The sequence below is a fragment of the Sphingomonas sp. IC-56 genome (assembly GCF_021043375.1).
Lineage (GTDB): Bacteria > Pseudomonadota > Alphaproteobacteria > Sphingomonadales > Sphingomonadaceae > Sphingomonas.
In genome coordinates, this window is record NZ_JAJNDV010000005.1 from 235106 (window position 1) to 247117 (window position 12012).

Below are 12012 nucleotides of genomic sequence, written 5' to 3' on the forward strand. Positions count from 1 at the left end.
ATGTCGCAAGGGTTTCCGTTGCCGTGAAGCGGCTCGAAACGGAAGCTAAGGGACTCCCGGATTGCAGCGCGAACTGCATCGACATTAAGCGCAAGGACTGGGCTGGGGTGGGTACTAGAATCAAGCATCGAGGTAACCGTCCTCCATGTCGCGGATGGCGAGATGGAGCAGGTGTCGATGCTCGGCGACGTGGTCGAGGTATACCATGGTCGTCTCGATGGAGGAGTGGCCTAAACGCCGCCGGACCTCGTCCAGCGGGCTACGAAAGTATTCGCGGCGTCCGCTAGTCCCCAGTTTCGCCTCAGCTATCTCGATGCGGATCTGCTGCTTGATGAGGTTGGACAGAGTGACCACCGCGTAGGTGTGCCGCAGCCAATGCGGCGACACGCGAGTGCCGACCGATTTTTGGATGCTGGTGAACTCCTTGCCCCAGCGCTTGGGCGACAGGGGTTCCCCATCTTCACGGAGCCATAGCGGCGCATCGTCGCGTTCGCGTAGAACGCGTACGCCATCCTGCTCGCCCCATGCGAGTACCGGGCTTTCCGCCGATCGTTGACCGGCGATGATGCGGCGGCTGAGTTCGTCGACGGCTAGGGAACGTTCGATCCGGTGGTAGGCCCAGACGCTCTTTGCGGCTGTGAAGGGCCATAGGATCTCACGTTTCTTATCGCCCTTTCCAACAATGACGCGTGGCCGGTATGACGAGCCGGCGAACTCGGCGAGCGGCGGCACGTCAGCGATGGTCAGCGCAGCGTTCTCGCTAGACCGCATGCCGGTTCCAGCAAGCACGTTCATTCCGGCACGAAGCCGCTGCGTCGGTACAAGATCGATTAGTGAGCGGAATTCGTCGGGCAGCAGGGCACGTATCAGCGGGTCGGATCGGCCACGCTGGCGGACGTCCTCAAGATCGTATCCTATCTCATCTACGAAGCCGTTCTTTTCACCAAAGCGGAGAAAGCGCAGCCAGTATCCGATGCGCTGGTTCCAGGTGGCTTTTCCCACTCTTGGTTTCGTTCTGCGTCCATCCACCTCGGTCGTTCCGCGGAAGTGCTGGAGCATGAGGTTGGCGTGGGCTAACTCGGTGCAGACCCGCCAGTCGTAGTCGTTCTGGTCGAACCAGGAGAAGATCGCCTTTACTGCCCCCGTCAGTGTGTTCCGGGTTGCTGGCGACGTCGTCTTTCTGGCCTGGATCAGAAACCAACCATTGATCTCGTCTACATAGTTACCGTTGCAATCGAAGACGAAGTTGATGCCTTCCACTGTCGCTATCTGATCGTCAAAGGCGGCCGGATGCCTGGTGGATGTCACATTGCTACCTAGCACGTCGGCAAGCGTGCTTCTGAAGGCGTCCGGTTTGATCTTTATGCTGGCGGTAACGGATTGCACGGTTCGCTCGATTCGGGATTAGACCATCCGATACAGGTGGAATGGTGTCCAAAATCCTTGCCTCGCCAAGTATTCTTCGAATGGCGCGGCGGCTCTGCTCCGCAAGGAACGAACCATGAATCTTTCAGGATGGATCAGGTTCCACCCTGAAAATTCAACTGTAGCGACGATCCGTGCTGTCGCTGCGCGTTCCAAGCGTCGATTGCAAACAAGGTCCGATCAAGAACCTCCGCTGGCGTCCCCGATGCGTCGACGACGACGTGCCGATCTGGCGAAATCCTCGCCTGATCGAGATAGGATTGCCGGATTCGGCGATGGAACTCAAGGTCGAGCGTCTCGAAACGGCCTTCGTCCACGTTCGAGGCGCCGAGCCTCCTGCGACTGCGTGAGAGTCCAATCCCGGCGTCTAGATCAAGGATGATCGTCAGATCGGGCCAGACGTCCCCTACGGCGGCCGCATGGAGACCCGTGATGAAGTCGACGGACATGCCGCGCCCGGCTCCCTGGTACGCGATTGTCGACCCCACATAGCGGTCACTGACGACCGACCGTCCTGACGCTACGGCCGGAAGGATCACGCGCCGAACGTGCTCGACGCGGGCAGCGGTCATTAGCAACAGTTCGGAGTGTGGATCCCAGGCGTCGTCAGCCCCGGAGAGGATCAGAGAGCGGATCTGCTCACCTTGGTGGGTGCCGCCCGGCTCCCGCGTAGCGAGAACATCGATGCCGTGGCTTGCAAGGTGATTGACGATGGCAGCGACGATCCCTGTCTTGCCGCACCCGTCGACCCCTTCGACGGCGAGGAACGCCGGCCTCATTGCTCATTCTCCTGTGGCGAGACGCCACCATGTCTCACGACTACAACCGTGCTATTTGCGGTCGACTGGACAGTCGTGAGACTAGCGGCGGGCTTGATAACGCCCCCTTCGATCGCGATCAACTTGCCCATGGCGATGCCCTTACGCGTCCAAGCATGGAGGCGGAAGGGGCTGAGCCCTAGTGGAAGACGCCCGTTTCCGGACGTGCCAGAAGCGCGCAGGGGCCCTGTGGGTCGAGCGGCACGATGGCGAGCAGCGGCGCGGCGCCGCCGACATGGCGTAGCAGCCAGCCGGGCGCGGAAGGCTGGGGATGGTCGGGCGTGAATGCGACTCCGGTGCCGTCGGTGATGACACCGACCGCGACGGGCGGATTGGGCCAGCGGCCGCCGAGATATTCCAGGAGTTCGAATGCGGCTTCCTGAAGCGCGCCTTCGTCCGTGTCTTCGGGACAGAAGCCTTCGGGGCATGCATTGATCTGCGCCACTTCCGAGAAGTCGTCGCAGCGCCACCAGATGACACGCAGGCTGTCGGCGGAGTCGAGCTCCAGACCCATCAGCAAGCCCGGGCCGTCGTCCAGCAGGGGCCGGGCGAGGCGGGCTACCGCTTCTGCCTTTGCAGTGAGGTGGCGGTTGGGGTGCGGCATGGCCGTCCACCCTGTCGTCATCGTGAGCATGGCGTCTTCGCGTACATCAGGTTCCCCTCAAAAACCTGAGTACATTATAGAGCAGAGGAGGCGGGGCGTGCCGCGATCCTTCAGTTAAATACCGATCAATGCAGCCGGGCGTTCGCGGAGAGCGCGAGCAGAGGCGCTTCGACGCCTTCGATGGCGGCGATGGCATCTGCCGTCAGTTCCGTCGCTTCCACGGCGCGAACCATGGCGAGGCGGTTGTGGGGCAGGTCTGCATCCGGGAGCAGCGTAGCGGCCGGTGCGGCAGCCGGGCGGCGCTTCGGAGCCGGACGGTCGAACTCGGCCATGACGGCGAAGCGCGGGTCGGCAGCGGCGATCTCCGCAATGGTCTTGGCGGCGCGCTTGGTGATCTGGCGCACGCGCTCCTTGGTCACGCCGGTTTCGAGCGATAGATCGTCCAGAGTCGAAGCCTGGAACACGCGGCGGGCGACGATCTCGCGGTCACGTTCGAGCTTGGCTTCCAGCTTTTCAAGTTCGGCGGGGTCGATGCCGTGAGTCGCGGTCTTGAGGCGCGGACCTTCGCGGCGAAGGGCTGCTTCCTGGCGCTTCGGGCGCGGACGGCGGGCGAGTGCCTCGATGCCGACCTTGCGCAGGTGATCGACATAGGCGTCGATCAGCGACGAGATGGCGCCGTCTGCGAGATAGTCGGAGGCGGCGGATTCGGTGCGCTCCAGCGCGTCCTCATCGACGATCATCGCCTCGGGAGAGATTTCCTCGCCGTCCGGGCCGGTGGCGAGGGCGGAGAGCGACACGGTGGTGGCTTCGACCTTCTTGGCCGAGGGGCGCTGGTCGGTCATCAGGCGGAAGCGCAGGCTCTGGAGCTCGCCGCGGATCTGCCAGTTCACGAAGGTGGTGAACTGTGCCTTGGCGGGGTCATAGGCTTCGATGGCGCGGTGCACGGCGATGGCGCAGCACTGCTCAGCGTCGTCGAAATGCGCGACCAGGCCATACTGGCGGACGAAGTGGCGGATGCGCGGGGCGATCAGCTTGAGGATCTGCGCGAAGGCACGGTCGACATAGACGCGCTGACGGTTGGTCTGCGGCGCGTCCTTGGGCGTGTTCTCGAGAACGACAGCAACGGCGGCTTCAAGCGCGATCGTGGTCTTCGACATTGTTATTGGCTTCCCCTGGTTCGCGGCGGGACGCTGTCGCGCTCCGTTCACAAGGGACAAATGCCGTTAACTAGTTAAAGGACTGATAAACCTTCACATAGGTGGAATTGCGTAGCGGCAACTCTCGACCTGAAAAAAAGGTCCATCGATCAGATGGTTAACGCCGAATCCACCCTGATTTTCCAGAGGGGAGCGCGTTCACAATTTTATTATAGGAAGAAAAATCAGGCTGCGGCGAATTGATCAGGGCGAATTTTTCGCTCGATGAATCCCAGCAGCCATTGGCGGTGCGCCTGGGTCGCGTCGCCGGTGCTGGCGATTCGCTGTTCGGCGGCCGAACTGCCGATCTGGGCGGAAAGCAGCATGCGTGCGCGGCCACCCTCGATCCCGCCCGCCAGGAACTTCCTGGCGTCGCCTAGGCCCAGATGATGGCCAAGATAGGCCGCCTTGGCGAGCGTCTCTGCATCGCTGCGCACGCGAACGCCGGCCTGTTCGAGTCGGTTGAGGTTGTTCTTGGCCAGGTCTGCAACGCCGAGGATCGAGGCCTGCGCATCATAGCGTAGCGCGAGCAGCTCCGCGCGGGCAGCGGGCTGCACCCGGCCGCGGCCGTCCAGCCAACCGCGCTCGGCGGCATGGCCGTTGAGCCAGGTGCCCGGCGTCTGGGCGAGATCCTGCCATGTGCCGCTGAGGAACTGGCCCAGCCCGGCCGCACTGGAGCGCGGATTGCGGGAATGGATGTTCCAGGCGCCGTCGGAGCCCTTGGCGGCTTCGGCGTCAACGATCGCGGCGAGCGCGGAGGCCGGGATGCCGGTACGCGACTCGGCGAGCGCGAAGACGCCAGCGTAACGCGCATTGGTGCCAAGCTGGAGCCCGCCGCCTGCGACGCCGGCGACCGGAGCCGCGATGATGGCGGCAGGTTCGGACAGGCTTTTGCGACGCGCGTCGTCATTGGAGGATTGGCCGAAACCACCTGCATTGCCCAGGCCTCCCGCAGCGGCTTCGTCGTGCCGGGCATTCTGGGTGTGGCACGAACAGGCGCACTGGCAGGCGCAATGTCCCGCGGCGCCGCTCATGGGCTGGGCGTCGCCGCCGCTCAGCAGGCCGAGCAGCGAGTCCATGTTCATGCGGTTGCCGGTCAGCGACGTGGAGTCGCGATCGCCCTTGCTGTCACCGTCGCCAAGCGCGGCGCGCCACAGGCGGTTGGACAGCGCCGATTGCGCTTCGGAGAAAATCACGTTGGCGCGCTGCGCCGGCGTCAGGCTGGCGAGTTCGGTGCGGGGGATCATTGGCCGCGTCCCTTTCGGCGCGCCGCGATGAACTTGGCCGCGGCGATGTCGTCGATCGCGCCCTGCTCGGCGACGGCGGCGGTGCGGTCGGCATCGTCCTGGAAGCGCTCGGCGGCGCCTTCGATCGCGCGCATCGTGCCATAGACTTCAACGGTCTGGGCGCGCAGCTGGCCCAGGCGGATCTGCGCGTGATTCGCGGCTTCGTCGAGGCGAATGCGTTCGGCCTTCATCCGCATGGTGTAGGCGTCGGACGCGAACGGCATCGTATAAGCGAGCGCGCGCTCCTGGCGGAGCCGCTCTTCATGGGCGCGCGTCTGGCTGTCGAGCGTGGAGATGCGGTCGACCTCGGTGCTGATCGATGCCTTCAGGGCGTCGACTTCGCGGCGATGGACGCGCAACGCAGTGTCGAAGGGCGTCATTGGGCGGCACTCACGATTTCGGCGAGCGCGGCAAAGGCGGCATCAGCATTGCCGGGATCGTGCTTGCCCTGGTTGATGAGCTGTTCGATTTGCGGCGCCAGGGCGACCGCGCGGTCGACTTCCTGGGACGAACCGGCCTTATAGGCGCCGAGCCGGACCATCTCCTCCATGTCGGAGAAGGTCGACATCAGCTTGCGCGCGGCGAGGCGCGTCGCATTCTGTTCGTCGTTCATGCAGTGCGGCAACGTACGGGACACCGACTTGAGAATGTCGATGGCGGGATAGCGGCCACGCTCGGCAATGGCGCGGCGCATCACGACGTGCCCGTCGAGGATGCCGCGCACGGCGTCGGCTACCGGCTCATTATGGTCGTCGCCGTCGACAAGCACGGTGAACAGGCCGGTGATCATGCCCGAGCCCGGGCCGCCGGGGCCTGCACGTTCCAGCAGGCGCGGCAGTTCGGCAAACACGGTGGGGGTATAGCCCTTGGTGGCGGGCGGCTCGCCCGAGGCGAGGCCGATCTCACGCTGCGCCATGGCGAAGCGGGTAACCGAGTCCATGAGGCAGAGGACGTTGAGGCCCTGGTCGCGGAAATGCTCGGCGACGGCCATGGTCGTCCAGGCGGCCTGGCGGCGCATCAGCGCGGGTTCGTCGGAGGTGGCGACGACGACGACCGAGCGGGCCATGCCCTCGGGTCCCAGATCGTCTTCGATGAATTCCTGCACTTCGCGGCCGCGCTCGCCGATCAAGCCGATCACCGCGACGTCGCAATTGGTCCAGCGCGCGAGCATCGACAGCAGGACGGACTTGCCGACGCCCGAACCTGCGAACAGGCCCAGGCGCTGGCCGAGGCAGAGGGGCACGAACAGGTCGAGCGTGCGGACGCCGGTTTCGATGCGATGGCCGACGCGGCCACGGCTGGAGGCGGCAGGCGGCGCGGCCTTGATCGGCTGCGGGTCGGCACCGTTGGGTAGCGGTCCCAGGCCGTCGACCGGCCGGCCAAGGCCGTCAATCATGCGGCCAAGCCAGGCAGAGGAGGGGCGGACGCTGAACTGGCCGGCGGCGAGATCGGCGCGCGCGCCAAGGCCTACGCCCTGCGGATCAGTGAAGGGCAGGCAGAGCGCGACTTCGCGGTCCAGCGCAGTCACTTCGGCTTCGACCTTGCCATTCGCGCCGAAGATTTCGACGCGGCTGCCGATCTGGGCGACGCCGGTCAGGCCTTCGACTTCGATCAAGGCGCCGCGTACCGCAACCACGCGCCCGAACCGACGGTCGGGCACCATGTCGCGGATCGCGCGGGCTGCGCTGGCAAGCGTCTGCACGAGCGTCGAGCCTCAGGCGGCCTGGACGGCTTCGTCGGCTTCGCTCTCGAACGCGATCAGGTCGCGTGCGGCGGAGAGCGCGCGGTAATATTCGCCCTGCGCCATGTCATGCGCGAACGCGATGCAGGCCGAACGCGCGGTCGGCGAGGCAAAGCGGGCCACCAAAGTGCCGAGCAGGCTCACCACCGTGTCCTGATGCGAGGTGCGGTTGTCGGGATCGATATACGCGAGCATGGCGGCGAAATAGAGCTGGCGAGCCGGCGTGGTCGCTTCCTCCGGACGCATCACTTCGCGTCCGCGCAGGATCGACACCTGATTTTCGACCGCGAATTGCGTGCGGCCGACTGCGCGAATGACCGCGCCGTTGATGATCGCCTTTTCTCCATCGCGAAGCGTGATGCGGAGCATGGGAGCAAACCTTTTTCTGGGTGTTGCCAGCATTATAGAGGCGGCGACGGGCAGGTGTTGCGATCGGGCGGCAAATTTTGCCTATCGCCTGATCTGGCCGCGCCCCGGGCCGGTTGCGGGCACCAAATTTGAGGGTTCGTTGGGTCGCGCCGATCCGCGTCCTATTATGCTGACTATGGCTCGCGGGAACGGCGGGCGATCGTCAGGAGTGCAGAAACTTGAGCCTATATTCCGCTCTTTATGCCGGTGTGTCCGGTCTGAGTGCCCAGTCGGCCGCGATGGCGACCGTTGCGGACAACATCACCAACATCAACACCGTCGGGTATAAGGGCGTCGAAGCCCAGTTCCGCACGTTGGTGACCGATGGCCGCGCAAAGGCCAATTACTCGGCCGGCGGCGTGGCCGCTGCGCCGACGGCACTGGTTTCCAAGCAGGGCCTGCTTCAGGCCTCGGGCAGCTCGACCGACCTCGCCATCGACGGTGGCGGCTTCTTTATCACGCGTACGGGCACCGAGGGCGACAGCTCGGTCGCATTCACGCGCGCCGGATCGTTCAAGCAGGACGAAGAAGGCTTCCTGCGCAATTCCTCGGGCCTGTACCTGCAGGGCTGGCGCCTGAACGGCGCGGGTGACTTCACCAACACCGGCAGCCTCGACGCGCTGGAGCCGGTCCGCGTCAGCGACCTGGTTGGCACGGCGTCGCCGACCACGCGCCTTCAGCTGCGCGCGAACCTTCAGGACAACGCCGTTGTCGGTTCGCCCGAAGGCACGTTCAACCGCTCGTTCGACGTATCCGATTCCCGTGGCGGTTCGCATACGCTGACCACCACCTTCACCAAGACCGGCGCCAATCTCTGGAGCTTCTCGGTCAGCTCGCCCGACGCGACGCCGGCTCAGATCGCCGGCGGCACGATGGAATTCAACGGCGATGGCAGCCTGAAGTCGATCACCGACGCGACGCAAGGGTCGATCACCGGCGAGTTCAAGGTGAAGCCGAACTGGGCTGCAGCCGGCGCCGCATCCGAAGAGATCACGCTGGAATTCGGCACGCCCGGCTCGCCGAGCGGCGGCATCAACGGTATTACGCAGTTTGGTGGCCCCTCGTCGGTGGTCTCGTCGAACGTCAATGGCGGCCTGCTTGGCAATCTGGTGAGCGTGGACGTCAGCAAGACGGGCCGCGTCAGCGCGATCTTCGACGATGGCAGCACGCGCGACGTGTTCCAGCTTCCAATCGCGACCTTCCAGAATCCGGACGGCCTGACGCGCCTGTCGGGCAATGCCTACACGGTGAGCAAGGCTTCGGGCGGCGTCACGCTGAACACGCCGGGTTCGCTGGGCGCGGGCGATATCGCGTCCAGCTCGCTGGAAGCATCGACGGTCGATCTCGCCAGCGAGTTCACCAACATGATCCGCTTCCAGCGCGCCTATAGCGCGTCGTCCAAGATCATCACCACCGTGGACGACATGCTCCGCGAAGTGAGCGACCTGAAGCGTTAATCTTTTAGAGCGAGACTGATTGGCGATGGCGCTCAACGACATACTCAGCTCTGCAACCTCTGGCCTTGCTGCGGCACAGGCCGGGTTGCGTGCTGTTTCGAACAACATCGCCAATGTCGGTGTGACGGGTTACGCGCGGCAACGCGTGAACCTGTCCACCGGTGTGGTCGCGGGACAGGTCAGCGGCGTCGTGGTGGGCGAGCCCACCCGCGTCGCCGACAAGTTCCTGGAAGCCACGGTATACCGCCGCGCGGGCGATTACGGCCGTGCGGAGGCAAGCTCGACATATCTCGACCGCTTGCAGGCGCTGCTCGGCCAGCCGGGAGCCTCCACCGGACTGCCCGCGCGACTGGACGCGATCTCCGCGTCCGCTGTCGCGATGACCGGCTCGCAGGCGTCCGAACAGACTACCGCCGTGTTCAACGCCAATGTGCAGGACGCGATCTCGTCCATGCAGCAGATCCAGGGCGATGTCGCCGGGCTGCGCGGCGACGTGGAGGCCGAAGTCGGCTATACGGTCGACAAGATCAATTCGCTGTTGTCACGGATCCACGATCTGAACGGAAGCGTGGCGTCGGCCACTGGGCTGGGCAAGGATGCCGGCGGTGCCGCCGATCAACGGATGAACGCCATCCAGGAACTCAGTGGGCTGATGGCGGTCACGGTTCGCGAACAGCCCGATGGGCGCGTCGCGATCGAAACCAATACTGGCCAGGCACTGCTCGATAGGAAGCTGCGCCAGCTTTCCTATCCTACCGGTGGCGACGGCACGTCGCAGCCGACCTATCCGAGCATCGAGATCCGGTTTGCAGCCACTGATGGCGGCGCGGGTACTGCCACGGGCGAGAAGATCGACGGTGCTACCATCGGCGGGCGACTGGGCGGGCTGATCGACCTACGCGACCGGGCGCTACCTGAATTCACCGACCAGCTGGGCGTGATGTTCGGCGGGCTGGCACAGACGCTGAATAGCGTTTCCAACGCCGGCTCCACGGTTCCGCCGCCGGCGAGCCTGGATGGCCGTCAGACCGGCTTGGCTGGAAGCGACCGGCTGGGCTTCACGGGCGCTGCGACCTTTGCGGTGACCAAGGCCGACGGCACGCTGGTCGCCAAGACCAAGGTCGATTTCGATGCGCTGGGTCCGACCGCGACGATCTACCAGATGGTTTCGGCGATCAACATCGGCTTTGGCGGAAACGCCGCCGGTGTGGGTGGCGCTGCGACTGCCAGCTTCGTTGACGGCAAGCTGAAGATCACGGCGAACGGCACCGGCAACGGTGTTGCGATCGGTCAGGATGCGGCCAAGCCGAGTGACCGTGGCGGTTCGGGCGTGTCGCAGTTCTTCGGGCTGAACGACATGGTGCGCAGCGACAGCAGTTCGCTGGTGCCCTCAGGCTTCAAAGCCACCGATCCGCATGGCTTCGCTGCGGGTGAAACGACGCAGATGGTGCTGCGCGACGCCACCGGACGCGTGCTGGCAAGCCACACCCTTGAACCAGCTGCCGGCGGTACGTTCGACGATCTGGTCAGCGACCTGAACGCAAGCCCGCTGGGCGACTTTGGTGACTTCGCGCTGGACGACAAGGGGCGGTTGCAGTTCGAGCCGAGCTCCGGATCGGCAGGTTCGTCCTTGTCGGTCCCCTCGGACTCGACCAATCGCCTGGGCACCGGGCGCAATTTTTCCACGCTCCTGAGCGTCACTGGCGCCAGCACGGGGCTCGCTCAGGGCCAGGTCCGATCCGACATTCTCGCGAGCCCGGCCAAGATGCCGCTGGCGCAGTTGCAGAGCGATGTGGCGATCGGCGGCAAGGCGCTGGGCGCGGGCGATCTGCGCAACGCCACTGCGTTCGTGAACCAGCTCGACAAGGCTGTAGACTTCGGCAGGAACGGAACGGCTACGTTGGAGCGGTTCTCCAGCCAGTTCCTGGGCCGCGTAGGCCTCCAGGCGAACCAGGCTGAGGGCCGAATGACGGACACCGCGGCGCGCATGGATGACGCGGTCAGCCGCCGCGACAGCTTTGCCGGCGTCAATATCGACGAAGAACTCGCCCAGATGGTCGTGCTGCAGAACAGCTATTCTGCCGCCGCTCGCGTCATTTCGACCGCGAGCGAGATGTACGACACCCTGCTCGGCATGATGCGATAAGGATTAGATAGATGGCCCGCGTTGCTACCATTCCGCTCCAGCGCACCCTGTCGGATGCGATTATGCGTTCGCAGGAGAAGCTGGCGGTCACCCAGGCTCAGCTTTCCACCGGAAAGAAGGCAACTACCTACGCCGACCTTGGCACGGAGACCGTTCGCAACCTGTCGGCGCACAGCATGCTGGCGCGTCAGGAAGCGCAATCAACGGTTGCGAAGCGCGTGGACACGAGCCTGTCGCTGTACCAGGGCAGTCTGGAAGGGATCGATACTGCCACGTCCGAACTGCGCGTGGATGTTCTGAACGCGATCGGTACCGGCAAGGCCGATGGACTGCAGGAGGCGGTCCAGTCCGCATTCAGTCAGTTCCGCAGCGCCTTGAACCTGTCCGAAGGCGGTGCGCCGCTGTTCGGCGGTTCACAGACGGTTGGCGATCCGTTCATTCCAGCTTCGCTCGCCGAGGTTGCAGCGACCGACGCGGACGCAGCGTTCCAGGATGATGGCATCAAGTCCAGCGCGCGCATCGCCGATGGCGTGGACCTGACCTATGGTATCTCGGCCAGCTCGGCAGGGAAGGATCTCTACGCCGCGTTCCGCACGCTTGCGCAGGCCGGCCCGTTTGGCGAGACGCCCACCGAGGACCAGATTACTGCGCTGAAGACGGCTATGGACCAGATCGACAAGGGGCTGACGTCAACCCGCAGCGTCAATGCCGAGAACGGCCGCAAGCAGGCGCAGCTGGAGACAATGACCAAGCGCAATGACGAGCGGGCGCTGCTGCTGAGCGGTGTGATCGAGAGCAACGAGGATGCTGACCTGGGCCAAGTGGCGATCGATCTTGCCCAGCAGAAGGCGGTGCTTGAGGCGAGTTATTCCGTGTTCTCGCAGCTGAGCTCGCTGAGCCTGGTGAATTATATACGGTGAGGCCTCGGCAA

At 64.6% G+C, this 12012-nt stretch carries 11 protein-coding genes; 3 read left to right on the plus strand and 8 right to left on the minus strand.

Translation table 11 applies throughout. The annotated features are described in order from the left end of the window. Positions 1-120 precede the first annotated feature (120 nt). From LQ953_RS09280 to LQ953_RS09315, 8 genes are all read right to left on the minus strand, one after another. Positions 121-1386, minus strand: coding sequence for a tyrosine-type recombinase/integrase (locus LQ953_RS09280; RefSeq protein WP_231030446.1), 1266 nt, complete (start codon positions 1384-1386; stop codon positions 121-123). A 134-nt stretch (positions 1387-1520) separates the two neighbouring features. After that, positions 1521-2204, minus strand: a complete 684-nt coding sequence (gene tmk, locus LQ953_RS09285) for a dTMP kinase (RefSeq protein ID WP_231030447.1) — start codon at positions 2202-2204, stop codon at positions 1521-1523. Between the two features lie 178 nt (positions 2205-2382). Next, positions 2383-2847: a hypothetical protein gene (locus LQ953_RS09290; protein WP_231030448.1), complete on the minus strand. Its 465-nt coding sequence runs from the start codon at positions 2845-2847 to the stop codon at positions 2383-2385. A 125-nt stretch (positions 2848-2972) separates the two neighbouring features. Then, the gene (locus tag LQ953_RS09295; protein WP_231030449.1) at positions 2973-4004 is read right to left on the minus strand and encodes a sigma factor-like helix-turn-helix DNA-binding protein; all 1032 of its coding nucleotides are present in this window, start codon (positions 4002-4004) and stop codon (positions 2973-2975) included. A gap of 224 nt (positions 4005-4228) precedes the next feature. Next, positions 4229-5290 carry a peptidoglycan-binding protein gene (locus LQ953_RS09300; protein WP_231030450.1) on the minus strand — a complete coding sequence of 354 codons (1062 nt, stop codon included), beginning with the start codon at positions 5288-5290 and terminating at the stop codon, positions 4229-4231. Beyond that, on the minus strand, positions 5287-5709 hold the full coding sequence (locus tag LQ953_RS09305; RefSeq protein WP_231030451.1) for a hypothetical protein: 423 nt from the start codon (positions 5707-5709) through the stop codon (positions 5287-5289). The genes LQ953_RS09300 and LQ953_RS09305 overlap by 4 nt, the downstream gene beginning before the upstream one ends. Further along, the gene (gene fliI, locus LQ953_RS09310) at positions 5706-7031 is read right to left on the minus strand and encodes a flagellar protein export ATPase FliI (RefSeq protein ID WP_231030452.1); all 1326 of its coding nucleotides are present in this window, start codon (positions 7029-7031) and stop codon (positions 5706-5708) included. Before fliI ends, LQ953_RS09305 begins: the two co-directional genes overlap by 4 nt. A gap of 12 nt (positions 7032-7043) precedes the next feature. After that, positions 7044-7439, minus strand: a complete 396-nt coding sequence (locus LQ953_RS09315) for a flagellar biosynthesis repressor FlbT (protein ID WP_231030453.1) — start codon at positions 7437-7439, stop codon at positions 7044-7046. A 278-nt stretch (positions 7440-7717) separates the two neighbouring features. On the opposite strand from LQ953_RS09315, the gene LQ953_RS09320 reads away from it, so the two are divergent. The 3 genes from LQ953_RS09320 to LQ953_RS09330 are packed head-to-tail and all read left to right on the plus strand — an operon-like array spanning position 7718 to position 12001. After that, positions 7718-8935 carry a flagellar hook protein FlgE gene (locus LQ953_RS09320; protein WP_231030517.1) on the plus strand — a complete coding sequence of 406 codons (1218 nt, stop codon included), beginning with the start codon at positions 7718-7720 and terminating at the stop codon, positions 8933-8935. Positions 8936-8960: 25 nt separating this feature from the next. Further along, a complete protein-coding gene (locus tag LQ953_RS09325; RefSeq protein WP_231030454.1) occupies positions 8961-11081 on the plus strand; it encodes a flagellar hook-associated protein FlgK in 2121 nt (706 codons plus the stop codon). An 11-nt stretch (positions 11082-11092) separates the two neighbouring features. Beyond that, positions 11093-12001 carry a flagellin N-terminal helical domain-containing protein gene (locus LQ953_RS09330; protein WP_231030455.1) on the plus strand — a complete coding sequence of 303 codons (909 nt, stop codon included), beginning with the start codon at positions 11093-11095 and terminating at the stop codon, positions 11999-12001. Positions 12002-12012: the final 11 nt, after the last annotated feature.